The following is a 25,495-nucleotide window of genomic DNA, read 5'->3' on the forward strand; positions in this document are numbered from 1 at the left end:
GTCAGGACAACCACCATGCCCTGGCCAGCAGCACCAGCGTAAAGAGTGCCAGCACGTACCAGCTGGCAGGTGGGCCTAGCAGGCGTCGCAGCCATCCAGGTCGTGCGGTAAGCCTCATTCCCTGCATGAAGCCCGAACCCAGCGCCCAGACACCCAACGCAATCAGTGGCAGACGCAAGATCATCGGCAAATTGCTGATCAGCTCAGGATGCCAGAGCAGCCATATCGCAAGTAGCGCCGATACTCCCATCGCGAGCAGAGGGGTCCAGGGGCGTAAGCTCATCGAATCGTTCGATGTCGTCATGGCTGGCTCCAGTTGTGGCCTTTATAGAGCATTTAAGAAGATAACGTCGTTTACAGCGAATCCCGGCTCCTGTCCGCGTCTCTTACCTGTCGATACTCTGAAATATATTAACTATCGCATCGATGACAATTCTTAACGAGACTTAGGAAACACTGTTTTCTATAATTCTTTCGTCCACAGTAAAGCGGTGACCGACCGGGTCATCACTGTTAGTAGTGAAGCAACGCTTCAAGGAGAACCCCATGACCAAGACCAAACTGATCACTGCAGCGGTTATCGCCGGTAGCTGTGTGTTGGCCTCTCAGACCGCCATGGCCTACAGTGCGGGAGACTTTTTCGTGCGTGGCGGTATCTCCCAGGCGGATACCCGCTCAGATAATGGCGAGCTCGCTGGGCAGGACGTCAACATCAGTGACAATGAGCGCGGGTTCTATTATGGCCTGGGCTACCTGTTCCACGAGAACATCGGGATCGAGCTTTCCGGTACCGAGAAGACCGAGCACGACGTCGCGGTTGGCGGCCTCGATGGCACCATCGACCGCATGCCGGTCAACCTGATGGTCAACTACTACCCGCTGGGCGGGTTTGACTCCAGGGTTCAACCCTATGTCGGTGCCGGCTTGAACTACACTCGCTTCTCTGGCGAACCGGAAGGCGTCGATGCGCGTCGTAGCTATGGCGCCGTCGGCCAGGTAGGCCTGGATCTGGCCATCACCGAAAACGTGATGCTCAACGGCTTCGCCAACTACGCCGATGTCGAGTCACGCGTCTCCTATGACGGCGACCGCGTAGGGACTGCCAAGCTCGACCCGGTGACGATCGGTGGCGGTGTCACCTTCCGCTTCTGATACGTCGGTAGGCCGAAGAGTACAACGCCGGGCCATGCCCGGCGTTTTTTTTTATGCATGAGAATATCCGCGATAACTCTTGCCTTGGGTCAAGAAGGCTTTGATGGGCTCCCGCTAGACTCTGCTCACCAACCCAAGGAGTCGACTCATGCGCAAGAGTGCCCCGCCTACCCTGCTTGCCGCCGGCCTGGCCGCCGTGACATTCGCCACCAGTTCTCAGGTCTTTGCCTATGGTGCCGGCGATTTCTTCGCCCGTATTGGTGTGGCCAAGGTATCGCCTACGAGTGATAACGGAAATCTCGATGCCAGCGCCCTGGGCCTGGGCACTCTCGCCACCGATGTCGGCGACGATACTCGCTTCGCCTTCACGCTGGGCTATCGCTTCCATGACAAGATCGGCGTCGAGCTGCTTGCCGCCGAACCGTTCGAGCACGACATCACCCTGACCACGGCAGATGGCGCGGCCGTCGGTGGCTCCACCAAGCACCTCCCGCCGACACTGACCGTCCAGTACTATCCGCTGGGTGGCACCGCTTCCCGCGTCCAGCCTTATGTCGGCGCTGGCGTCAACTACACCCGCTTTTCCAGTGAACGCGTGGGGCTCGAGGGGGCAAGCCTCAATCTCGACAGTTCCTGGGGCGCCGCCGGCCAGCTGGGTGTCGATCTACTGATCAATGACAACTGGGCATTCAACGCCGCCGCCTGGTATATCGATATCGATACCGATGCAAGCGTGAATGGCACCGACATCGGTAGCGTCAAGATCGATCCGCTGGTGGTGATGGGTGGCATCAGCTACCGCTTCTGATCCGATTGAGTACGACGACAAGCGCCGGGCCAAGCCCGGCGCTTGCATATCACGCCATGCTTCCGCCTGCCGTTACCCCTCCGTCACCACTCGATCCACCTCCTCGATCGCCTTCACCATCAGCAGTAGATCGCTGGCCCTGATGTCGGTCTGCTTGAGATAGAGCTCAGCGGCGGGTGCGACGCTGCAGCTGGCCGGCAGTGGCGCTTGGGCATCGACCAGCGCATCCAGACGCGCGATGAACACGAAGCGCAGCCACTCCGGCAAACTCATGGTATCGACACAGAATGGCTCGCGGCTTTCGGACGCCTCTGGCGCTGGCCTCGGCATGCGCCAGAGATTCGAGGCTTTCATGGTCGCTTCCAGACGTCTGAGCGCCACGTCGAGTTGCTGATGAACGGTCATGAGAACTCCCAAGGGTTGAAGAGAACATTATCCCGTGACGCCACCCCTCTCGCCACCCTTGCCGCGAAGAGTGAAAAGCCTCATTCACAGAATTCCTGCAAGAGGCTGTGGATAAGCTATGGAAAAGCGACGCAGCCCGAGCGGCCATGGGCTTGCCGCGACATCGATCATTTTATGATCAAAGGCGCCGATTTACCGGATCGTCTAACCTGCCATACTGACAAAGAGATTGGCGACACGGTAAAGTGCGCGCCACCGACCATGACAAGCCACGTCACCACGAGAAGACGCCATGCAGCCGATCGCCACCCTCCATGACTTCTTCACCCGCAGCGGCGCCGAGCTACGCCTCTACCACATGGGCCGGCGAGTCGTGCCTTTCGACATGGCGACACTGTGCCAATTCGAGGCGGGCGAACTTTCCTGGCCTGCTCCCTGGCGCCAGCAGGCACGCATCGCCTGTGTCTTCACGCTGGGGGATAGCGAAGAGCCCATGATCTGGTTTCTGGCGCTGAGTCTCGATGAGCAGGGCATGCTCTGCCCAGCCTCCCGCGATGCCTTCATTCAAAGGCTGCTCGAGACACTGGGGCGCACGATCACCACACTTGGTGAGCGAGGCCCCATGGTCGACAACCTGATGAAGGACAATCCCCTGGCATTCACTCCGTCACTGACCCTGCAGGCGATGCTGCATGCCTATGCCAGCCGTGATCTCGAACGTCCCGCCAGTCAGCATCTCGAGTTGGCCGAAGAGTACCTGACCGGCGAACATACACTTGACTGGCAGGCACTGGGACTGCAGGGGCTTGCCGATTTTGCCGTCAGGCATGACCGGGAACAGGCCGTGCGTCTGGCGAATCAGCTCGACTCGCTACCCAGCGCAGCCCTGCACTCGCTATGCTATTGTCTTGAACATGTGACGATCGACGATGCGCTCGCCGAGGCCCTGCGCCAACGTGGCGAAAACGCCGCAGCTCAGGGCGATGTCGAGAGCCTGTGCGCCTGCGTGCGGGCCATGGGCGGAGCCTGTGAACGGATCGCAGGGCCCTGGTTCACTGAGCTGCTCGAGGATAGTGCCGCCTGCGGCCCTGACCTGCTGGCGGCCATGGCCGCCAGGGGGTGGGAGCATCTTGAAGATGAGCAGCGTCTGCCACGCTTTCTACTGCGTCTTGCCGAGCAGCCCAATGCCGACTTTGCCGCACTGGCACGCGATCTGGCACAGATTCCTCGCCTGCGCCTGCCAGTGCTGATGTATCTGCGAAATGCCGAGGCCGCCTCCCCCATCGGACGGCGCCTGGCCCACCTTGCTTCCTCCGCCTGACAGCTTGAGCGAGTCACCATGAAAGCACTGCCCTACCAGGCCAAGGCGGTGATCGGCCGCCGGGAAATGATCACTCTGCCGGAACTCGGCCTTACCTTGTGTTGCAAGGCCGACACTGGAGCGCGTACCTCCTCGCTGCATGCCGAGGAGATCGATACCTTTGAAGAGAATGGCCATGTCTGGGTGAGTTTCGTCACCCGCGGCGGCGGGCCATCGAGCCCGGCCCACCCTCACCAGCTGCATTTGCACGATCGGCGCCGCGTCACCAGCTCCAATGGCCAGGCGGAATGGCGCTACGTCATCCGCACCCCGATCGTGCTTGGCGAGTTGAATTTCACCATAGAACTGACCCTGACGGATCGTCGCAACATGCGCCATCCAATGCTGTTGGGCCGCCGTGCCATGCGTCGCCTTCTGGTCGCCCCCGGAGCCGCCTTTCTGCATGGCGAGCCCTGAGCTTCGCACTGCCACGATCGCTTGACGCCTCTCCTCGAGGCCGGAGAAAAATATGCATATCGCGCTACTGTCGCGCAATCGCAATCTGTACTCCACGCGCCGCCTGATCGAGGCCGCCGAGGTGCGCGGTCACACGGCACGCGTCGTGGATACCCTGCGCTGCTACATGAATATCGCCTCACACCGCCCGTCGATCCATTACAAGGGCAAGGAGATCGAACCCTTCGACGCGGTGATCCCCCGTATAGGCGCCTCAGTGACGTTCTATGGCTGTGCCGTGCTGCGCCAGTTCGAGATGATGGGCACCTATGTGCTCAATGATTCGGTCTCGATCACCCGTTCGCGCGACAAGCTGCGCTCACTACAGCTGTTATCGCGCAAGGGCCTCGGCTTGCCGATCACCGGCTTCGCTCACTCGCCAGACGATATCCCCGACCTGATCACCATGGTCAAGGGGGCCCCACTGGTGATCAAGCTGCTCGAGGGGACACAGGGTATCGGCGTGGTGCTTGCCGAGACCAACCAGGCGGCCGAATCGGTGATCCAGGCATTCATGGGCATGAAAGCCAATATCATGGTGCAGGAGTACATCAAGGAGGCTGGCGGCGCCGACATCCGCTGTCTGGTCGTCGGTGACAAGGTCGTGGCGACCATGAAGCGCCAGGCCGCCGAGGGCGAGTTTCGCTCAAATCTCCACCGCGGCGGCAGCGCCAGCGTAATCCGCATCACTCCAGAGGAACGCTCCACCGCCATACGGGCGGCCAAGGCCATGGGTCTCGGTGTGGCGGGTGTCGACCTGCTTCGCTCGAATCACGGCCCGGTGATCATGGAGGTCAACTCCTCGCCGGGTTTGCAGGGAATCGAAACCGCCACCGGCAAGGATATTGCCGGGATGATCATCGAACATATCGAGAAGCACGCCTCTCCGAACCAGAAAGCTCCACCTAAACCGAAAGGTTAAGCGACGAATAAGCGTCAAAAACAAGATAATGCGAAATTAATCGGTTCGAGGGGTAGAAAAACACTGTTCGCAGCCGCACAATTTGCGTCACCGGAGGAGGTGACCACCCATGTTTCTCGATAATCGCCAAGTGGCGATGGATAGCGTGCTGGAAGCGCTTGCAGACAGTCTCGACTATTTCCAGGACAATCTTGAGCGCCTGCGTCCTTCGCTGCGCGAAGTGCTGAAACCTCACTATGAGAAACGCGGTGTGGCACTGCATGAACTGCAGGAGCTGGCCAAGAAACATCTACGCCTGCTGCCGCGTGACGCCGATGTCGAACGCGACGATTACCTGTGGCTCTGGAGTCGCCTTAAGAGCTTCGTCGGCAACGACAGTCAGGTGCTGGTCAATGAATTGCTGGAGCAGGAGCGAGTGCTGATGCAGGCGCTGGCTACCCTGTATACGCATCCGCTTCCCGATCCGATCGAACCGGTCATCGAACGTTGCTGGTCAGGCTGCCGTGCTTTGATCCGTGAACTCTATCGGCTGCAGAAGCAGCGTCGCTGACCTCATTTGAGCCGCGTGACTCACATCAGTGGCGTGGCATGATCTCGAGGGGCTCCAGCGGCCCTAGGAAATAGGGACGCCGCTCCCATAAATAGAGATCTCCAAGGGTTGCCGCTCGCGCTACCCATTCCCTCATCCTCAGCCGCCAGACCCCCGCAACGGGCTCTGCCGGTACAGCACACCCGGTCACTTCGAGCCCCAGCGCATCGGCGATGAATATTGCACGCGGCAAGTGCCACGACTGGGTAACCAGTAGAGCGCGCTCGACGCCGAATACGTCGCGCGCACGCGAGAGAGTATCGAAGGTACTGAAGCCAGCGTAGTCGAGGGTCATGTCGATATCACGGACGTTGCGTCCGCGCAGATCACGCCACATGGTGATGGGCTCATTGTAGAAGCGAGTGCGGTTGTCGCCGGAGAGCAGCAGGTGCTGCACGCGACGCAGGCGTATCAGCCGCGAGGCGGCGCTCATGCGCGCTTCGAAATGCGGGTTTCTACGTCCCGTCCGAGTCCAGTGGGAGGTGCCGAACACGATACCCACCGGCTGGGCGGCACACAGCGGCAATTCATGCTCGATGCGGGAATGAGTCTTTCCGACAACCCAGGCATTGGCGGCAGCAAATAGCATCCCGACCAGGAGCACGGCGACTCCCAGCGTCATCAAGATGATCTTCACCCCTTTCAGCAGCAGTTGCCGCATAGCCTTCCCCATCATTCCGGCCCGCGGCAGCCTGGCTAGTCCCTAGGAACAGCGCCTAGAACATCCCCAGTTCCAACTTGGCTTCGTCGCTCATCATCTCACGGCTCCAGGGTGGATCGAAGACGGTTTCGACATGTACCTTGGAAATCTGCGGTGCTCCGAGGATCTTGTTACGGGCATCGGCGGCGATCACGTCTCCCATGCCACATCCAGGAGCGGTGAGCGTCATGCGAATCGTGACGATTCGCTCGCCGGAGAGGAGCCGCTCGATACGGCAGCCATAGACCAAGCCCAGCTCGACGATATCCACCGGAATTTCCGGGTCGAAGCAGGTCCGCAGCTGGTCCCAGACGAATTGCTCTATTTCCTCTTCGCTGGCATCAACGGGCAGGGTCGGCCGTGGCAATGCCTCGAGCCCCAGCGCATCGAGATTGGTCCCTTCGATCAGATAGAGTCGCCCTTCATAAGCGACGCTTACACTGCTTCCCTTGGCCTGCATCACCGTTACCGTACTGTCCTCGGGCAGGGTGATGGTCTTGCCAAAGGGAATGGAGATCACCTCGACATCTCGTTGCAGAGGAAGCTGCTGGCCCTTGTAGAGACTTTCCACCTCAGCGCTTTCCGCCATATGGCTCCCTTAATACGGTAATTGACGCGGCGAATCACCGCCGCGCCCTCAACGCACCATGCCGATCACACGCTTGAGGCTATCGACGAAGAAGTCGATCTCCTCCAGCGTATTGTAGGCGGCAAACGAGGCGCGACAGGTCGCATCGACGCCGAACTGCGCCAGCAGCGGCTGGGCACAGTGGTTACCGGTACGAATCGCCACCCCCAGCTGATCGATCAGCAGACTGATATCCTGCGCATGGGCGCCTTCCACCACGAAGGAGACCACGGCGGCCTTGTGCGGTGCCGTACCCAGGATACGCAGGCCATCGATGGTATTGAGCCTTGCAGTGGCACGCTCGAGCAGTCGCTGTTCCCACGCACCGATCAGGTCGAGGCCAGTGTCGGTCACCCACTCAAGTGCCGTGCCAAAGGCAATGACATCGGCGATAGAGGGGGTGCCGGCCTCGAACTTGTGGGGAATATCGGCATAGGTGGTCGGTGAGTCGAAGGAGACCGTCTTGATCATCTCCCCGCCCCCCTGCCAGGGCGGCATCGCCTCGAGCAATTCAGCCTTGCCATACAATGCCCCAGCCCCTGTCGGGCCGTAGACCTTGTGTCCGGAGAAGGCGTAAAAATCGGCATCGATGGCCTTCACGTCGACCGCCTCATGCGGTGTCGCCTGGGCCCCATCGATCAAGATCAGGGCGCCATGAGCGTGCGCGATACGCGCAAGCTCAGTGACCGGATTGACGGTACCGAATGCATTGGAGACGTGGTTGACCGCCACCAACCGGGTGCGTTCGGTAAACAGGTCGCAATAGGCGGCCATGTCCAGCGCGCCTCGCTCGTCCACCGGGATCACCTTGACCACGATGCCCAACTGAGTGGCGAGCAGTTGCCAGGGTACGATATTGGAGTGGTGTTCCAGGCGTGACACCAGCACCTCGTCGCCCGCCTTCAGGTTGGCCCTGCCCCAGGCATTGGCCACCAGGTTGATGCCCTCGGTGGTCCCCCGGGTGAAGATGATCTCGCGACGTTCGCCGGCGTTGAGAAACGTGCGTACCGTTTCGCGGGTGCGCTCGTAAGCCGCCGTGGCCTCATCGGCCAGAGTGTGCAGGCCACGATGGATATTGGCGTTGTAACGCCGGTAGTACTCCTCCAGCGTGGCAATCACCTGCCTCGGCGTCTGGCTGGTCGCGGCATTGTCCAGATAGACCAGTGGCTTGCCGTGCACTTTCCGTTCGAGGATCGGGAAGTCGGCGCGCACCGCGACCACGTCCAGCGCTCGCTCGTTCATGACTGGCATGACTTAGACGTCTCCGAGAGCGACCGAGGCTTCCACCAGGCCGGCCAGGTTGAAGCGCTCCGGCAGCTTGCCGGCTATCGCCAGTTCGACTCGCTCCGCCACGGCATCCACTTCCACCTGCTCCATTACCTCGCCAGCGAAGGCCAGGGTCAGAAGACCTCGAGCGGTCTGCTCGTCGATACCGCGGGTGCGCAATGCATAGACGGCCTCCTCGTTGAGCTGTCCGGTGGTCGCCCCGTGGGAGCACTTCACATCGTCGGCATAGATCTCGAGTTCAGGCTTGGTGTCGATTTCGGCACGGTCGGAGAGCAGTAGATTGGCGTTGTTCTGGTACGCCTCGATCTTCTGGCTGTCGCGCTTGACGATCACCTTGCCGTTGAACACGCCACGCGCCCGGTCGTCGAGAACGCCTTTGTAATTCTCGTTGGAGTAGGTACGCGGTGAGTTGTGGTTGACCAGCGTATGGTTATCGACATGCTGTCGGCCCTGGCCATAGAAGAGACCGTTGAAGCCGGCTTGCGCCCCTTCGCCATTCAGGTCGGCAACCAGGTCGTTACGCACCAGCGCCCCGCCCAAGTTGAGGTTGAATGAGATGTAATGGCTATCGCGCGCCTGCTCGACATGGATGCTCGCCACATGCAGATCGCCCAGTGGTGCCTCCTGCAACTTGTAGTGGGTCAAGTTGGCACCGCGATCGAGCATGATCTCTTCGACCAGATTGGTGAAGTTGGCCGCCTCGCTCTCGCCGATATGATGTTCGATGACGGTGGCCTGGCTGCGGCTGCCCATTTCGATCAAGATACGCGGATGACTCATCACCGGCTCGGCATTGGCGCGCGACAGGAACTGCAGCACGATCGGCTTCTCCACCACCGTGCCGGGCGCCAGCCGGAGCAGGGCTCCCTCTTCCATGAATGCGGTGTTGAGTGCCGAGAAGGGGGAGAACTCGACCCCGGTCAAGCGACCCAACGGGCCGCCTACGGCTTCATGGTTGGCGTCGATGGCCTGGCTCAACGGCTGCAGTACGACACCTCCTGGTAGGTCGGCGAGGTCGGACAGCGCACTGCTGAACACCCCATCGACGAAGGTCAAGCGGTGCGCCTCGATCGGCAGCACCAGCGTCGCGCTGGTAGCCGGTGAAAATTCGGCATTCTGGGCCAGCGCAAAATTGGCCTTGGCGATCGCGCCTACATCAGTATATTTCCACGCCTCGTCGCGGCGCGTAGGGAAGCCCAGCGCCTCGAAGCGCGCCGCACCGGCCTGGCGCCGCGCCGCGACCCATGACGGTTCGGCACCATGCACCTCGAGTCGCTCACTGATGCGCTCGTTCAGCCGGTTCAGAAAGGTCTGTACGTCGCTCATGCCGCAGACTCCTCCTGTACCCAATCGTAGCCCCGCGCCTCGAGCTCTTTCGCCAGCTCCTTGTCACCGCTCTTGACGATACGGCCATCGACCAGCACATGGACATGATCAGGGGTGATGTAGTCCAGCAGACGCTGGTAATGTGTCACCAACAGGATGCCGCGACTCGCATCGCGCAACGAGTTGACCCCATCGGCGACGACCTTCATCGCGTCGATATCGAGGCCCGAGTCGATTTCGTCGAGCATGGCGAGCTTGGGTTGCAGTACCAACATCTGCAGTATCTCGTTGCGCTTCTTTTCGCCACCAGAGAAGCCTTCGTTGACGGCACGCTGCAGGAAGCTCGCGTCCATCTTCATTTCGGCGATCTTCTCCTTGACCAGCTTCATGAATTCCGGGGCAGGTATCTCACCCTCGCCTCGCGCTTGGCGCTGCGCATTGAGTGCCGCCTTGAGCAGATAGATGTTCTTCACCCCGGGGATCTCCACCGGGTATTGGAAACTCATCAGCAGACCGGCCTGAGCACGCTCCTCCACCTCCATCTCGAGCACGTCCTGGCCTTCGAAGGTGATCGTCCCCTCGGTCACTTCATAGCCATCCTTGCCAGCAATCACCGCCGACAATGTCGACTTGCCGGCCCCATTGGGACCCATGATGGCGTGCACCTCGCCAGCGCGGATCGTCAGATCGAGACCCTTGAGGATTTCCTTGCCTTCCACGGAGACGTGAAGATTCTTGACTTCGAGCATGTCGGTACCCTTGTTCCTGTCAGGCCGTCATTCGGACGACCTGAAATAAAATGTTCAAAACGTTGACGGAGTCGTATCGACGTCCTTAGCCCACGGCACCTTCGAGCGTGACGTTCAGCAGTGCCTCGGCCTCCACGGCGAACTCCATCGGCAACTCCTGGAACACGTCCTTGCAGAAACCGTTGACGATCATGCTCACCGCATCCTCTTCGGAGATACCACGGCTCTGGCAATAGAAGAGCTGGTCCTCACCAATCTTCGAGGTCGTCGCCTCATGCTCGAGAGTCGAGGTGCTGTTGCCGATCTCTTGGTAAGGGAAGGTGTGAGCGCCGCAGCGGTCGCCAATCAGCAGCGAGTCGCACTGGGTAAAATTACGAGCTCCCTTGGCGCGCGGCCCGATCTTGACTAACCCGCGGTACGACTGTTCGCTGTTCCCGGCAGCGATCCCCTTGGCAACGATATAGGAGCGCGAGCCTTCGCCGATATGGATCATCTTGGTCCCGGTATCGGCCTGCTGACGACCGTTGGTCACGGCAACGGAGTAGAACTCACCGATGCTGTCCTTACCACGCAGGATGCAGGAGGGATACTTCCAGGTGATCGCCGAACCGGTCTCGACCTGGGTCCAGCTGATGCGGGCGCGATCGCCACGGCACTCGCCACGCTTGGTGACGAAGTTATAGATGCCGCCCTTGCCCTCTTCGTCACCGGGGTACCAGTTCTGTACCGTGGAGTACTTGATATAGGCATCCTCGAGTGCCACCAGCTCGACAACAGCGGCGTGAAGCTGATTCTCATCGCGCATCGGCGCGGTACAACCCTCCAGGTAGGAGACCTGGGCGCGACTTTCGCAGATGATCAGCGTACGCTCGAATTGGCCGGTATTGGCGGCATTGATCCGGAAATAGGTGGAAAGCTCCATCGGGCAGGTCACGCCTTCAGGGACGAAGACGAAGGAGCCATCAGTGAATACCGCCGAGTTGAGTGCAGCAAAATAGTTGTCTGCCACCGGCACCACCGTGCCCAAGTACTGCTTGATCAGCTCCGGATAATCGCGGATGGCCTCGGAGATCGAACAGAAGATCACACCCGCCTCGCCCAGCTTCTCCTTGAACGTCGTCGTCACCGACACGGAGTCGAAGACCGCATCCACCGCCACGCCAGCAAGTGCGGCTCGCTCATGTAGCGGAATACCCAGCTTTTCATAGGTTTCGAGGAGCTTGGGATCGACCTCATCCAGGCTCTGTGGCCGGTCTTCGTCTTTTTTGGGTGCACTGAAGTAGGAAATCGCCTGATAGTCGATCGGCGGATAGTGCAGGTGCGCCCAAGAGGGCGGCGTCATCTTGAGCCACTGACGATAGGCATCGAGACGCCACTCCAGCATCCACTCGGGTTCCCCCTTCTTCTTGGAGATGAAGGCGATGGTGTCCTCATCGAGGCCGGGCGGTATGGTGTCGCTCTCGATGTCGGTCACGAAACCATGGGTATATTCGCGACGGACAAGCTGTTCCATTTCCTGACTTGCCATTTTCTCTCCCCCTTTCCGAGCGCGGCTTGGCGCTACCCTCGGTCATCACGGTTACTAGCGACTGGCATCAAAGGCCAGGTTCACGGTTTGAATCGGTAGCTGTACAGGCAACTTGATTGGCGCAGCTTGGGACAGATGAGCCAGTGTCACGCTATCGAGCAGCGCGCGTATCGCCAACGACACCCGCTGCCAGTTATCGGCAACACCGCAAGTCGCGGCAAGATCGCAATCGCCGCCTGCCAGGCTGCACTCGGTCATCGCCACCGGCCCCTCGATGGCACTGATGATATCGCTGGCGGTGATCTGCGATGCCGGTCGCGCCAGACGATAACCGCCTTGCGCGCCCCGCTGCGAGACGACCAACCCGGCTTTCGCCAACATCTTCAGCGTCTTGCTAACGGTGGGGTGCGGCAGATTGGCTCGCTCCGCCAGATCGATCGCAGCATGCGACTGATCGGGGTAGCGGGCGATCTGCGCCATCAAGACGGCAGCATAATCGGTCAGCCGAGACAGCTTGAGCATGGTGACGCTCCCTACGTTACGACATGCCAGCACGGCAGGCATCAATTGCGGACCATTTTAGTCCTGTATATGGGTGATGTGAAGGGGAGGAAAACTATCGGGGTGATTGAAAGGAAGCAACAACATGGCTATTTGGCGCCCTAATGTAAGAAAACAAAGTAAATTATCCTCTAATTTGCACATATATGGTGCAATTAAGCACCATCATTGTGCAGAACTAGGCGCCACCTTTTCTTTGTCGCTAATCGGTAACACAATAACCTATTGATTTTTTGTGAATATCTTAGCATTGTGCAGAAAATGTGTATTATATTAGCTACACTTGACATTACCTATGCAAATCGAAAACAGTGGTTTCCATTAATAGAGAAAATGCAAAAAATTGATTCCCTTACAAATATTACATTGAGGCATGTATAATGCTTAGGTCACTAAGACCAAGGAGCCTGTAACTTACCTGACAAAAGCAAGCGGTATAACGACCTGGTAAGGATGCAAGGTAGTTATTTTCCCACATCTTCTGTACTGGTTTAGGCCATGGAAGATCCGAGACGCAAGGAGCATCATTGATATGCGAATATCGATATTTGGATCAGGCTATGTAGGACTCGTGACCGGCGCCTGTCTCGCCGATGTCGGACACGAGGTGATGTGTGTCGATGTCGATGCCGACAAAGTCGCTGCACTCAACAACGGCAAGGTCCCCATCCATGAACCAGGGCTCGAGACCCTGATTCAGCAAAATATCAAGGAAGAGCGCCTTTTCTTCACCACCGATGCCGAAAAGGCCGTCAACTTCGGCGTTCTGCAGTTCATTGCCGTTGGCACCCCGCCTGATGAAGATGGCAGTGCAGATCTCAAGTATGTGCTGGACGTGGCGCGCACGATTGGCACCCACATGCAGGATTATAAGGTCATCATCGACAAGTCCACCGTACCCGTGGGCACCGCTGACAAGGTGGCGGAGATGGTCACCAATACCCTCTCCGAGCGTGGCACAACGCTCGATTTCGATGTCTGCTCCAACCCAGAGTTCCTCAAGGAGGGCGCTGCCATCGAGGACTTCTCACGAGGCTCTCGCATCGTCATCGGCACCGAATCCGAACGCGTCAAGCGGTACATGAAGGAGTGCTACGGTCCCTACAATCGTCAGCAGAACAAGCTACTGTTTATGGACGTGCGCAGTGCCGAACTGACCAAGTACGCCGCCAATGCCATGCTTGCCACCAAGATCAGCTTCATCAATGAGATCGCCAATTTGGCTGAGAAGCTGGGGGCTGACATCGAGCAGGTGCGCCATGGCATAGGTAGCGACCCTCGCATCGGCTATCACTTCATCTATCCCGGCTGCGGCTATGGCGGCTCCTGCTTTCCCAAGGATGTCCAGGCACTGGCGCGTACCGCGCGTAGCATCGATCACGAATCGGTGCTGCTCGAAGCGGTCGAGACGGTCAATAACCGTCAGAAAAGCGTGCTGTTCGACAAGGTTTCCCACTCGCTTGGCCATGATCTCAAGGGCAAGACCATCGCCCTATGGGGGCTTGCGTTCAAGCCCAATACCGACGATATGCGCGAAGCGCCGAGCCGCGCGCTGATGGAATCGCTTTGGAAAGCGGGAGCCAAGGTCCGAGCCTACGATCCCGAAGCCATGGATGAATGTCGTCGCATCTATGGCGAACGCGACGATCTTACATTGACCAAGCGCCGCGACGAAACCCTGAACGATGCCGATGCACTGGTGATCTGCACTGAATGGAAAGCCTTTCGCACCGTCGATTTCGATAAGGTACGTGACAAGCTCTCCACACCGGTGATGATTGACGGACGTAACATCTTCGATCCGGAAATCGTCAAGGCCGCAGGCCTCGCCTACTACGCTATCGGCCGTGGCGATACTCTGCCATCACCATCACCGTCACTCGCTGCGACTGCATGAGCACGGTGTGAGCCGGGCGTCGATGACTCGGCGCCCCACCACGCTCTTTATTGCCATTACGCCAACAGGTGTAAAAGCGATGCTGTCCGCCATGTCGGCCGAGCAGAATCCTTGCCGGCCGCATGCACTATCAGGAGATGACGTCTATGGCGAGTCGACCTCATGTTCCGAGACCTTCTACCGCCAGTTGGGTGACGGAGTTCACCGTGCTGCTGCTGGGCCTTGCCCTGCTGATCGTGTTGATCTCGGAACTCCCTCGGGACATCTTCAATCCCGAGTCCCAAAGCTTCTTCTTTGCCGTGGGTGCCATCGGTATCTGGCGCTATTCGTGGTGGCTGGTACAGGCAGTACGCTCGACCTGGTACAACCGCAAGGTATTTCCAAGGCTCAGGGCTGAAGCCGACGCGGCCAGTGCCAGGATGCGCCCCGATGCGCTCTACGTGCTCTGCACGTCGTATCGCATCGAAACCGAGGTGAGCTTTTCAGTCTATGATGCCCTGATCAAGGAGGCCCGCGATTACGGTGTACCAACGACGATCTTTGCTGCCCTTTCGGACCGTACCGATGTCGATATCATCGACCATGTCCTTGATGAGAATGGCCGGCCGGGGAATATCGAGATCTGCTACATGTTCCAGAAGGGGGATGGCAAGCGCTCGGCCATGGCCGAGGTACTGCGTGCCATCTCACGCCGCATGCCATCGAGAAACTCAGTACTGGTCTCGATGGATGGCGATATCCGGCTGGAGCCCGGCACCTTCGAGCACTCCCTCTCGTTCTTCCTCAGCCGCGACGACCTCGGTGCAATCACCACCAACAATACCGCCAAGGTGACCGGCAACGATGCCACCAAGGAGTGGTATGACCTGCGCTATGCTCAGCGCCATCTGGTGATGAGTTCGCTGTCTCTTTCCGAGCGTTTGCTAGTGCTGACAGGGCGTTACAGTGCCTTTCGCGTCGATCTGGCTACCCATCCGGAGTTCATCTCCCTGGTGGAGAACGATCACGTCTACCATTGGCGCTTCGGCAACTTCAAGTTCCTTTCCGGGGATGACAAGTCGACCTGGTACTGGCTGCTCAAGCATGGCTGGAAGATGCTCTACATTCCCGATGTCTATGTCACCGGTTTTGAGGAGCTGCCCAACCGCAAGCGCTTCTTCGCCTCGACGACCGACCTGATGCGCCGCTGGTATGGCAACATGCTGCGCACCAGCGAGCGAGCCATCAAGCTCGGCCCCAAGCCGATGGGCTGGTTCACCTGGTGGAGCCTGGTCGATCAACGACTGTCGATGTGGACCACCCTGGTGGGCCCCAGCGTGGCCATCCTGGTGTCGCTGTTCATCCGTCCATCGTTCATTTTCGCCTATCTGCTGTGGATTCTGTTCACCCGCAGTATCGCGACCTCGATCCTGGCCTGGCAGCGCGGCCGTTTCAGCCTGCTGTGGATACCGCTGATCTACTACAACCAGGTATTCGGCGCGATCCTCAAGACCTACGTCAGCTTCCGCTTCAATCGGCAAAAGTGGTCACGCCAAGGCATTTCCGCAGGTGAACCCACTGATCCCGTGGCAGCACGTCGACAACGGCACATGGGGCACTTCATGCATGCCGTCTACTTTACCAGCCTGCTCTTCGTGCTGGTTCTCGCCACTGGCGTGCTAGCGCCGCCCGACTACATGTCACTGGCCATTCTTCGGGATTGGGGACTCTGGCCACATTGAGTAGCGATTCAAAAACTGCGCCACGGCGCTCAGAACATTATCAAGGAGAAGACGCATGCCTGACCCAACCAATCGTCATGACAGCGTCGATCGCAAGGAACCGTCATTAGGTCGCCAGGGCAACGCTACTGGCGCACGCGACGAGAGCGCACCTGCATCGGCCCAAGCGCCAGCTGGCAACCTGCGTGATACCAGCCAGATTCAACATGAGCGCCGCGACGAGCGGCAGCATGTGCGGGTACCGGCCCCCTTCCAGGCGAGAACCGAAGATGGACGCATCTTCGACGGTATCGATGTCTCGATGGGGGGATTCGAGCTCAAAGGCGATGCCGCCATTGCCCCCGGCGCCGTGATGCCGATTTCGCTATTGATGTCAGCGGGAACGGCAGAGCTGATCGTGCCGGTCGAGGCACACTGCCTGCGCTGCCATCCCGATGATGAGGGGCAATACCGGGCCGCATTTCGCATCACCCATATCGATCCTGCCCAGCAGGAGGTGCTCAGACGACTGATTCGCGCCTACTTGAGCGGGCGCTATGCCAGTGTCGAGAGTCTGATCGATGACGAGGACCCGCAAACGCCACGCAAGCGTAAGTCAGGTGCGGCGGCCCCCCCCGCCGCCCCACCCCGCCCTTGGGGACGCTATGTCGCGCTCTTTGCGGCGGCAGCTCTGCTCGTGGTCGTTGGGGCCGCCACGGCATACCGCAACTTCATGCTGATCGAGCCGAGCTTTGCCGCGGTGACGGCACCGAGAATCGATATCCGCGCCCCCGGCGCCGGCATCCTCGAGGATCATCCCTGGCAGGCGGGGGATCGAGTCGAGCGCGACCAATACCTGACCGGCGTCAACAACAGCGACCTGGAATCCGACCTGATCCTGGCGCGGGCATCGCAGAGCTACAACGAACGGCTGATCGAAAACCTGCAGGAGAGTCTCGCCTCGGGCAACGGGCAGGTCAGCATGGCCAACTCGGCACAGCCGGGCAGCGGCGACTCCGTCTCCTATGAAACCGCCTCCCCGGAGATCGCCCAGGCACGTGTCGAGCAGTTCGAGACGGTACGCGATTACGAAAGCTCCCGCGTCAGCGCGCTAGAGGCGCGCATGTCGATGAACGAGATCCACAGCCCTTGCGACTGTCTGGTGGCCTGGGCACTGAGTAGTGCCGACGGCACCTATATCAACGAAAGCGAGCGGATCATGACCCTCATTCGTACCGGGGAGGAGGATGTCATGGTCGAAGCCCTCGTGCACATGAGCGACATCGCTCGGATATCGCCCGACCAGACGGCCTTCATCGCACTACCCAACGCTTCGGAGCCGATTCGTGCCCAGGTACGCAGCGTCGCGCTCGACGTAGAACGTCAACCACGCGCCGGCTTCCCCAACTGGGTTCGTCAGCAGCAGAACGTCGCAAGCGTACTGCTGGTGCCCGAAACCTCGCTGCCGGCCGAGGCGGTAGGCCAGCCAGTCGACGTGCGTTTCACCGAAACACCGACTCTTGCCGCAACGGCTGAGTGGATCTATCAAGGCGGTCGCGCCGTGAGCCAGTACGTCACTGGTCTCTATCAATCCGTGACCAATCGTGACGACGAATCTCAGGAATCCGCATCGGGGTGAGCGTCCAAGCCATGCGATCGGTCGTCCGGCCGATCGCACACCGCCAAGGAGACAACGATGAACGGCATCATTCGACATACCGCCCGTGCTCGCACTTTTCTTCTCGCATCGAGCATCTTGGTGCCCGCTCTGGCGCTCGGTGGCCTGGCCACCGAAGCCCAGGCGCAGGACGAAGTGGAGCTCAGCGTGCCCCAACTAACGTCGTGCTCCGAGCGCTATTCACTGATCTCCAGTATGCAACCCGAATTGCGCCAGGATGCGCGCGAGGCGATACGCCGCGGTTTCGACACTCGCCGTGACTGGGGCACGGATGAAAACATCGAAATCATGAGACGCGACACCACCGCCCGGGGCGAACCCGTAGTACGGGTTCACTATCCCGAAGGCACCTCCTCGCCAGGCGATACCGAGCCAGGGGGAGCCGGATTCTATACCGAACACACGGAGCTCGCTGGTGCCGACAGCGCCTGCCTGCGCTACCAGGTCCGCTTCGCCCCGGATTTCGACTTCGTGAGAGGCGGCAAGTTACCCGGCCTGTATGGAGGAGAGGCACCCAGCGGAGGGGATCGCGCCACCGGGGAGAATGGCTTCTCGATGCGCTTCATGTGGCGAGAGGATGGCGATGGCGAACTCTATGAGTATGTCGTCAATCAGGATGAGGAGTATGGCGCCTCCGTTGGCCGCGGCCTGTGGCGCTTCGAGACAGGACGCTGGGTCACCATCGAACAGGAAATCGTGCTCAACGATCCTGACCGCAAGAACGGCGTGGCGCGGGTCTGGATCGATGGCGAGCCGATCCTTGAGCAGCAAGGCATCGTCTATCGCACCACCGATAGCCTGCATATCGATGGCGTGATGTTCTCGACTTTCTTCGGAGGCCATGGCGAAGAGTGGCGCACGCCGTACGATCAGAGCGTCGACTTCGCCGGTTTCCGCCTCTACGCCCCCAGTTCATAACATTATTCGCTTGATTACACGGATGTGATGAATCATGGCCAAACAATTCGCCTTTGTGGTGGCGCCCCGGTCGTTACCGCGCCGCCTGCTTTCAATCGGGGTGGCGATGACCTGGTGCCTGGCAGCGCCAACTCATGCGCTTACGCTGGAGGAGCGCAAGGCCCTCGATCTCTCTCCCTATACCGTCAATGACTCCGACGCGAGCTACTTCGACGTCGAGGCGCGCCAGCAGCTGCTGCAGGAGACCCCCAACGCCATCCTGCGTATCGGCAGTGACACCCTTGCCACTGGCACCAGCTGTCGTCAGCAGCTGGCACAGCCGCCGATCACTACCCGCCTGCGCGTCCCGGGCTATTACCCGAGCCCTGAGGAGTGGGAGGAGGCTTCCGAACCGCTGTTCAAGTTCGAGGACACGGTCTCCCTGTTGGCCGGCTCCTTTGTCGCGACCGATGACATCTACTATGCCGAGTGCCTGGTGAAGTTTCTCGACCACTGGGCAGATAATGATGCATTGATGAACTTCTACTATGCCGGGACCGAGCCCCAGGCTTGGTTCGCCACCGAATCGATGATCTTTGCCGCCGCCATGGCCTACTCCGTGGTCAGGCCGGAGGTCGAGGGTCTCGAGGAGGAGCGGGAGAATGTCGAGAGGTGGCTGACAGACCTATCACAGCGCCATATCGAGATTCCCGGCGAACCTGAAAACAGCTGCTGCAACAACCATTTCTACCGCCGCGCACTCTACGCCACCATGGTGGGGGTGCTGACGGAGAATGACGAGCTCTTCCAGATCGGTGTCAGTGCCATCTACTCGGCACTCCACGACATGACCGAGACAGGTGCTTTACCGCTGGAAATTCAGCGCGGTCGACGCGCCACGCACTATCAGAATTACGCCCTGCTCTACCTGATCACCAATATGGAGATCATCGCCAGGCAGGGATATGACATCTATGCCCTCGAAATCGAGGGCCGCACCATTCATGACGCCGTCGACTTTGCCATGTCGGCCATCGAGGATCCTCACGTGCTCGGTGAATCGGTACCTCGTGAGCAGTATCGTGGCTTCCTTCGCGATCCCCAGTACTTCTCCTGGATGGAGATCTATCAGTCGCGTTTCGACGACCCGCGTATAGACGAGCTCCTGACTCAAGCTCGTCCCATCTACAACCGCAGCGCCGGCGGCTATGCAACGCTCTACTTCATGGATCCTGAAGCACAGCAGCAGATCGTCTTCGACGAGCGCTCAGAAACGGAGTCATTCGATGGCTTGTCCTGGAACTAGCCCCATGAAGGATGACAACTTAGGGAACAATGCCATGCAGCGATTCAAGAAACGTTTCACCTATCAATTTCCCCGCTCCGCCCGTTCTCGTTCGATAGCGAGAACCGCGCCTCTTGTCAGCAGTGCCGCGCTTCTGCTGGTACTGGCAGGTTGTGCCACGACCGAACCGCCCGGCGGTGAACACGCGCCGGCCATTCCCGAGCAGTATCACTCCTGGTTCGACGGCGGTATCGACGCCAACATGACCGGCGAGGATTGGCAGCGCTTGAACTACGCACAGCGGCTGCTCGAAGAGGGAGACTACAACCGAGGCATCGCAGAGCTCGATGCGTTGATCAGGCAGGGAAGTTTCCCACCGGCTTACTATCATCTGGCCCGTCTTTACGAAAATGGCGAAGGAGTCGAGCGGGATACTGCCAAGGCAGCCAGGCTCTATGGCGAGGCACTCGAGCGCCCCTCCCCCATGCTGGGGCACGCATCACTGAACCTCGCCCAGCTCTATCTGGCCGGCGATGGTGTCGAGCGCAACGATGCGCTGGCCTACTACCTGCTTTGGCAAGCGGTGGAAGAGGATATCGACCGCAACGAACGTCTCTTCCTCGCCGAGCTGCTCTCCGAGGGTGGCGAGCAGGTACAGGCCGATCCCGATCTGGCCAGGCAGCTCTATGAAGAGGCTGCCCAAGCGGGTTGGGAAGCAGGCTGGCTGGCTCTTGCCGAAGCCCGGCGGCCAGGCGGATGGCTAGGCCAGGATGACGCGCAGGCAGAGGCGTATGCCCAACGCTATGTAGACACGCTGGAGCAGAAAGCCGCCGCCGGGGATACCCGCGCCATGCTTGGAATGGCCGGCCTCTACTCAACGAACGGCCTGCTGGAGCATGATCCTCAACGCGAGATCGAGTGGCTGGAGCGCGCCGCTCAAGAGGGCGACGTGGATGGCATGGCGCGTCTTGGGGATCGCCTGATTACCAGTAGTGACCAGGCCGGCTCGGCTGAGCTTGGCATGCAGTGGCTGCAGCGCGCAGCGGAGGCGGGGTCCGACGATGCCGCCGTCAGCCTTGGTAGAGCCTATCTCGAGGGAGAGGGCATTGCCGCAGACCCCGAGAGAGGTATTGCCCTGCTCGAACAGGTAGCCGAGCGCAACCATGGGCTTGCCCTGGCCGTGCTGGGCGAGGTCTACCTGAGCGGAGAGATCATCGAATCAAATCCCGAGCGTGCCTTGGAATATCTCGAGCGCGGACATCGTGCCGGTCATCCCTATGCCACGGCACAGCTGGGATCGCTCTACCTGGGGGGCGACATCGTCGAGGCCGACTCGCAACGCGCCGAAGCGTTGTTACAGCAAGCGGCCGAGCGCGGCCAAGGCTCGGCACTAAGAGAACTCGGACAGGCCTACCTGTCGGGCGAAGGGCTCAGTGCCAATCCTGAGCGGGCAGAGAGGCTGCTCCAAGGGGCAGCCGATGCCGGCGATACGACGGCCATGACACAGCTGGGGGAGGCGTACATGTTCGGCGATCTCAGCGAGCCCGCTCCCCAACAAGGTCGTGAATTCGTCGAGCAGGCTGCCGAGCTGGGCGATGCCTACGCCATGGTGGTGATGGGGCGTGCCTATCGTGAAGGACGAGGCGTGCCAAGAAACCTCGGGCAATCCGAGCAGTGGCTCAATCGCGCCCAGGCGGCAGGGCACCCCTCTGCCGCCCACGCCCTGTCGCATACCTATCGTGCCATGGGGGCAGGCGGCGATATCGATGCTCTGACGCAGGCCGCCAACGCAGGCCATGTCGGAGCCATGGCCGACCTGGGCCGCGCCTATGTATACGGTGATGGCGTAGCGCAAAATCTTGAACAAGGGCGCGAGTGGCTGGAGCGTGCCAACCGTGAAGGGCATGCTGGTGCGGCAGCGGAGCTCGGCCGCCTCTATCTAGACGGACGTGGCGTCACCCGCGACACCGCGGCGGGGCGCGAATATCTCGAGCGCGCCATGGCCCAGGGCCATGATGGCGCCCGTGCCGATCTTGGTCGCCTGCTGCTTGAGGAGAGTGACGGTGCCGGTGGTATCGGACTACTGGAACAGGCCGCCGCCAGCGGCCATCCTGGCGCTCGCATGACCCTTGGCGAGGCCTACCTCCAGGGCGGCCATGTGACGCAGGATACTCAGCGGGGGCTCGATTATCTACGAGGTGCCGCCAATGACGGCAATGCCTATGCCGCTCGCCTGATCGGACAGGCCTATCTGGAGGGAAGTGGTGTCGAGGCCGACCCCGAGCAGGCCGAGCGCTGGCTTGGCCAGGCTTCGGATGGCGGCGACCTGGGGGCCACCACGCAACTCGGGGTTGCTTTGCTGCGTGGAGAGGAGGGCCTCGCCCAGGAGGTGGAGCGTGGTCATGACCTGCTGCAAAGAGCTGCAGAGCGCGACAACTCCTATGCCCAGGCCGTACTAGGACGCGAATATCTGCTCGGTGACATTCTCCCCCACTCCCCCGAGGAGGGTGCCGACTATCTTCTTCGGGCTGCCCAGCAGGGCCACTCCAGCGCACGTCTATCATTGGCGCAAGCCTACCTGGCTGCCAATGGCCTGCCCCAGGCCAACAATCAGCAAGCCCTGCTATGGCTTGACGGCATCATCGAGGGCGACAGCCAGATGGCACTTGAGACCTTGCGTCAGCTATTGACCGATGAGGAGGCTCAGGAAGCACTCGGCGAGGCCCCGGTCGCCTCCACCAACTGAACGTGTTCCTCCTACCTCAACGAACAAGCCGGCCCTGGGCCGGCTTGTTCGTTTGCAGCTGAGACACGTGAGCTAGCGCCTCATTCACCGTCGAAGGGGTTGCGCAGCACGATGGTCTCGTTCCGATCCGGCCCGGTAGAGATGATGTCGATCGAGGTGCCCACCTGCTCTTCAAGGAAGCTGATATAGGCACGCGCATTGGCCGGCAGATCCTCGACGCGCTTCACGCCGAGGGTCGAATCGCTCCAGCCAGGCAGATCCGTGTAGAGCGGCTCAATCGCTTCGTAGCCCTCGGAATCCACCGGCGTGTCCAGTACCTCGCCATCCTTGCTGCGATAGCCCACACAAACACGAATGTTCTCCAGACCGTCGAGTACATCGAGCTTGGTCAGACACAGGCCCGACACCGAATTGATCTGGACCGCATGCCGTAGCGCCACGGCATCGAACCAGCCGCAACGACGCGGGCGACCGGTAGTGGCACCAAACTCATGTCCACGCTCGGCCAGGTGCCGCCCGAACTCATCGAACAGTTCGGTCGGGAAAGGACCGGAGCCGACACGCGTGGTGTAGGCCTTGGTGATCCCCAGTACGTAGTCGAGATAGAGCGGCCCCACCCCCGAACCGGTAGCGGTTCCGCCGGCAGTGGTGTTTGAGCTGGTCACGTAGGGATAGGTACCGTGGTCGATGTCGAGCAGCGAGCCCTGAGCCCCCTCGAAGAGGATGTTCTCGCCCGCCTTGCGCATATCGTGCACCAGGCCCACGGTATCGCAGACCATGGGGCGCAGCTCTTTGGCCATGGCCATGGCCTCGTCGAGTATCTGCTGAAAATCGACCGGCGCTTCACCGTGGTACTGAGTCAGAACGAAGTTGTGATAGCGCAGCACCTCGCCGAGCTTGGCCGCAAAGCGCTCAGGGTAGAGCATATCGCCGAGACGCAGGCCGCGACGGGCCACCTTGTCCTCGTAGGCCGGCCCGATACCACGTCCGGTCGTGCCGATCTTGGCCACGCCACGATCCTTTTCGCGCGCCTGGTCGAGGCGCACATGGTAGGAGAGGATCAGCGGACAGGCAGGTGACAGGCGCAAGCGCTCGCGCACCGGCACACCCTTGGCTTCCAGCTCGCGAATCTCCTTGATCAGCGCCTCGGGGGAGAGCACCACCCCATTGCCGATCACACAGATCTTGTCGTCGCGCAGCACACCGGAGGGAATCAGGTGCAGCACGGTCTTCTCACCGTCGATCACCAGGGTATGGCCGGCATTGTGTCCCCCCTGAAAACGCACCACGGCGGCCGCGGACTCAGTCAGCAGATCGACGACCTTGCCCTTGCCTTCATCACCCCATTGGGTGCCCAGTACGACTACATTCTTGCCCATTGCGTTCGTCTCTTTATCGATTCGTTATCGAGTCGTCATCGAATCTTCAGCGAATCTCAGCGAAGGTAATGCGTATCGAAGATTCGCGTATGTCTAACCCTACCACTCAGCTCAGGGGCGTAACCTGCCACTCGCCGCCGAGGCGAGCCAGGTGCCGGCTGCAGCGGTGTACCTCAGGTCCGGTGCGCTGTCCCGGCAGTGCCACCACTACCCGCTCCCCAGCCTGGCGCAGCGATGCCACCATGTCCGCACAGGCCGAGGCGTCCTCTGCCGTGACCCAGATGCCGTCGCAGGATGGCTCCTTGATGGCAAGCGACGCCAGCATCTTGAGATCCATGGAGAAGCCCGTGGCAGGACGCGCACGCCCGAAGGCGCGACCAGTATCATCATAGCGTCCCCCCTTGGCCAGCGCCTGACCATAACCCGGAACATAGGCGGCGAACATCATGCCAGTGTGGTACTGGTAGCCGCGCAGTTCCGCCAGATCGAAGTAGAGCGCCACCTGGGGATACTCGCGGCTCACCCCCTCGCTCAGGGAGATCAACTGATCCAGTGCCGCACCGACCGCGGCGGGTGCCTCGGCGAAGGCCCTGCGTGCCGAGTCGAGCACCTCAACTCCACCATGCAGTGCCGGCAGCGCCAGGAACATCTCGGCCAGCGCCGGGTCCGTGACACTTTCCGACACGCGCCTGGCCAGAGCATCGGGCGACTTCAGTTCGAGCGCATCGAACAGCGCTCGCTCCTGAGGAGGGTCGAGTTCAGCGGCACTCACCAGACTGCGATAGATGCCGATATGTCCCAGCGCCAAGTGAATTTCACTGGCCCCGGCATGTTCCAGGCTCGAGATGGCGAGACGCAGAATTTCCAGATCCGCTTCCTGGCCTGCATGGCCGAAAAGCTCCACCCCCACCTGCACCGGGCTGCGCCCGCCCTGATGCTGGTCAGCCTTGGCGCGTAGCACGTTGGTGCAATAGCACAGCCGCACCGGCCCCTGGCGGCGCAGCGAGTGGGCATCCATTCGCGCTACTTGAGGCGTCACGTCGGCGCTGACCCCCATCATCCGGCCGGTCAATTGATCGGTAAGCTTGAAGGTCTGCAGATCGAGGTCGGTGCCGGTGCCGGTCAACAGCGAGTCGAGAAACTCCACCGGCGGTGGCATGACCTGATCGAAGCCCCAGCGATAGTACAGGTCGAGCAGCCCACGACGCAGCTCTTCCATGCGTGCCGCCTGAGGCGGCAGCACTTCATCCATCCCGTCGGGAAGCAGCCAGCGGTCTGCAATGGTCATCTATCCCACCCTGCCAGATATTGATGGCTGACCAGATCCCAGGCGTTCACCTCGGCGCGCCTGATGATGCTTCACGAGGATTCTGGCCACAAAAAAACCGGGCCACGCCCGGTTGAAGGAGTCTATCACGTTTGGCCCCGGGGTGAACCCCGGG

Annotated in this window: 23 protein-coding genes; 12 read left to right on the forward strand and 11 right to left on the reverse strand. The window is 60.4% G+C overall.

Going from position 1 to position 25,495, the window contains the following annotated elements; translation table 11 throughout:
• Window position 1: 1 nt before the first annotated feature.
• Complete coding sequence (locus HJD22_RS06875; RefSeq protein ID WP_208655020.1) at window positions 2-304, reverse strand: hypothetical protein; 303 nt, start codon at window positions 302-304, stop codon at window positions 2-4.
• A gap of 242 nt (window positions 305-546) precedes the next feature.
• Here HJD22_RS06875 and HJD22_RS06880 point away from each other — a divergent pair, with 242 nt between their 5' ends.
• Together HJD22_RS06880 and HJD22_RS06885 are read left to right on the forward strand one after the other, a co-directional pair.
• The gene (locus tag HJD22_RS06880) at window positions 547-1,152 is read left to right on the forward strand and encodes an OmpW family protein (RefSeq protein WP_208655019.1); all 606 of its coding nucleotides are present in this window, start codon (window positions 547-549) and stop codon (window positions 1,150-1,152) included.
• A gap of 148 nt (window positions 1,153-1,300) precedes the next feature.
• Window positions 1,301-1,960: an OmpW family protein gene (locus tag HJD22_RS06885; protein WP_208655018.1), complete on the forward strand. Its 660-nt coding sequence runs from the start codon at window positions 1,301-1,303 to the stop codon at window positions 1,958-1,960.
• 72 nt (window positions 1,961-2,032) lie between these two features.
• On the opposite strand, the gene HJD22_RS06890 is transcribed toward HJD22_RS06885, so the two are convergent.
• Window positions 2,033-2,365, reverse strand: a complete 333-nt coding sequence (locus tag HJD22_RS06890) for a YqcC family protein (protein WP_208655017.1) — start codon at window positions 2,363-2,365, stop codon at window positions 2,033-2,035.
• 292 nt (window positions 2,366-2,657) lie between these two features.
• Between HJD22_RS06890 and HJD22_RS06895 the strand changes: the two genes are divergently transcribed.
• The 4 genes from HJD22_RS06895 to HJD22_RS06910 all read left to right on the forward strand — a co-directional run bounded on the left by HJD22_RS06895 (window position 2,658) and on the right by HJD22_RS06910 (window position 5,653).
• Window positions 2,658-3,686: a DUF3549 family protein gene (locus HJD22_RS06895; protein ID WP_208655016.1), complete on the forward strand. Its 1,029-nt coding sequence runs from the start codon at window positions 2,658-2,660 to the stop codon at window positions 3,684-3,686.
• An 18-nt stretch (window positions 3,687-3,704) separates the two neighbouring features.
• On the forward strand, window positions 3,705-4,142 hold the full coding sequence (locus tag HJD22_RS06900) for a RimK/LysX family protein (protein ID WP_208655015.1): 438 nt from the start codon (window positions 3,705-3,707) through the stop codon (window positions 4,140-4,142).
• A gap of 52 nt (window positions 4,143-4,194) precedes the next feature.
• On the forward strand, window positions 4,195-5,103 hold the full coding sequence (rimK, locus tag HJD22_RS06905) for a 30S ribosomal protein S6--L-glutamate ligase (protein ID WP_208655014.1): 909 nt from the start codon (window positions 4,195-4,197) through the stop codon (window positions 5,101-5,103).
• A 109-nt stretch (window positions 5,104-5,212) separates the two neighbouring features.
• Window positions 5,213-5,653 carry a hypothetical protein gene (locus HJD22_RS06910; protein WP_208655013.1) on the forward strand — a complete coding sequence of 147 codons (441 nt, stop codon included), beginning with the start codon at window positions 5,213-5,215 and terminating at the stop codon, window positions 5,651-5,653.
• Window positions 5,654-5,678: 25 nt separating this feature from the next.
• Here the strand turns inward: HJD22_RS06910 and HJD22_RS06915 are convergent, their stop codons facing one another.
• The 7 genes from HJD22_RS06915 to HJD22_RS06945 form a co-directional block, all read right to left on the reverse strand.
• Window positions 5,679-6,353, reverse strand: coding sequence for a vancomycin high temperature exclusion protein (locus tag HJD22_RS06915; protein ID WP_208655012.1), 675 nt, complete (start codon window positions 6,351-6,353; stop codon window positions 5,679-5,681).
• A 55-nt stretch (window positions 6,354-6,408) separates the two neighbouring features.
• Window positions 6,409-6,981 carry a putative Fe-S cluster assembly protein SufT gene (sufT, locus tag HJD22_RS06920; protein WP_208655011.1) on the reverse strand — a complete coding sequence of 191 codons (573 nt, stop codon included), beginning with the start codon at window positions 6,979-6,981 and terminating at the stop codon, window positions 6,409-6,411.
• 48 nt (window positions 6,982-7,029) lie between these two features.
• Window positions 7,030-8,271 (reverse strand): aminotransferase class V-fold PLP-dependent enzyme, encoded by a 1,242-nt coding sequence (locus tag HJD22_RS06925; protein ID WP_208655010.1) that lies wholly within the window; start codon window positions 8,269-8,271, stop codon window positions 7,030-7,032.
• A gap of 3 nt (window positions 8,272-8,274) precedes the next feature.
• The gene (gene sufD, locus HJD22_RS06930) at window positions 8,275-9,633 is read right to left on the reverse strand and encodes a Fe-S cluster assembly protein SufD (RefSeq protein ID WP_208655009.1); all 1,359 of its coding nucleotides are present in this window, start codon (window positions 9,631-9,633) and stop codon (window positions 8,275-8,277) included.
• Window positions 9,630-10,382 (reverse strand): Fe-S cluster assembly ATPase SufC, encoded by a 753-nt coding sequence (gene sufC, locus HJD22_RS06935; RefSeq protein WP_208655008.1) that lies wholly within the window; start codon window positions 10,380-10,382, stop codon window positions 9,630-9,632. Before sufC ends, sufD begins: the two co-directional genes overlap by 4 nt.
• Before the next feature lie 85 nt (window positions 10,383-10,467).
• The gene (gene sufB, locus HJD22_RS06940; protein ID WP_208655007.1) at window positions 10,468-11,910 is read right to left on the reverse strand and encodes a Fe-S cluster assembly protein SufB; all 1,443 of its coding nucleotides are present in this window, start codon (window positions 11,908-11,910) and stop codon (window positions 10,468-10,470) included.
• A gap of 54 nt (window positions 11,911-11,964) precedes the next feature.
• A complete protein-coding gene (locus HJD22_RS06945; RefSeq protein ID WP_208655006.1) occupies window positions 11,965-12,432 on the reverse strand; it encodes an SUF system Fe-S cluster assembly regulator in 468 nt (155 codons plus the stop codon).
• A 571-nt stretch (window positions 12,433-13,003) separates the two neighbouring features.
• Here HJD22_RS06945 and HJD22_RS06950 point away from each other — a divergent pair.
• The 6 genes from HJD22_RS06950 (at window position 13,004) to HJD22_RS06975 (ending at window position 22,674) form a co-directional block, all read left to right on the forward strand.
• Window positions 13,004-14,368 (forward strand): UDP-glucose/GDP-mannose dehydrogenase family protein, encoded by a 1,365-nt coding sequence (locus tag HJD22_RS06950; protein WP_208655005.1) that lies wholly within the window; start codon window positions 13,004-13,006, stop codon window positions 14,366-14,368.
• A gap of 146 nt (window positions 14,369-14,514) precedes the next feature.
• Window positions 14,515-16,089: a glycosyltransferase gene (locus HJD22_RS06955; RefSeq protein WP_208655004.1), complete on the forward strand. Its 1,575-nt coding sequence runs from the start codon at window positions 14,515-14,517 to the stop codon at window positions 16,087-16,089.
• 55 nt (window positions 16,090-16,144) lie between these two features.
• Complete coding sequence (locus HJD22_RS06960) at window positions 16,145-17,707, forward strand: PilZ domain-containing protein (RefSeq protein WP_208655003.1); 1,563 nt, start codon at window positions 16,145-16,147, stop codon at window positions 17,705-17,707.
• Between the two features lie 57 nt (window positions 17,708-17,764).
• Entirely contained in the window at window positions 17,765-18,664 is a 900-nt protein-coding gene (locus HJD22_RS06965) for a polysaccharide lyase (protein ID WP_208655002.1), read from the forward strand.
• Between the two features lie 34 nt (window positions 18,665-18,698).
• A complete protein-coding gene (locus HJD22_RS06970; RefSeq protein ID WP_248730145.1) occupies window positions 18,699-19,949 on the forward strand; it encodes an alginate lyase family protein in 1,251 nt (416 codons plus the stop codon).
• A gap of 34 nt (window positions 19,950-19,983) precedes the next feature.
• The gene (locus HJD22_RS06975; RefSeq protein ID WP_208655001.1) at window positions 19,984-22,674 is read left to right on the forward strand and encodes a tetratricopeptide repeat protein; all 2,691 of its coding nucleotides are present in this window, start codon (window positions 19,984-19,986) and stop codon (window positions 22,672-22,674) included.
• Window positions 22,675-22,754: 80 nt separating this feature from the next.
• Here the strand turns inward: HJD22_RS06975 and HJD22_RS06980 are convergent, their stop codons facing one another.
• Window positions 22,755-24,053 (reverse strand): adenylosuccinate synthase, encoded by a 1,299-nt coding sequence (locus HJD22_RS06980; protein WP_208655000.1) that lies wholly within the window; start codon window positions 24,051-24,053, stop codon window positions 22,755-22,757.
• Window positions 24,054-24,159: 106 nt separating this feature from the next.
• Window positions 24,160-25,341 (reverse strand): ATP phosphoribosyltransferase regulatory subunit, encoded by a 1,182-nt coding sequence (locus HJD22_RS06985; protein ID WP_208654999.1) that lies wholly within the window; start codon window positions 25,339-25,341, stop codon window positions 24,160-24,162.
• Window positions 25,342-25,495: the final 154 nt, after the last annotated feature.

It is taken from the genome of Halomonas sp. TA22 (genome assembly GCF_013009075.1).
Taxonomy (GTDB): Bacteria; Pseudomonadota; Gammaproteobacteria; order Pseudomonadales; family Halomonadaceae; genus TA22.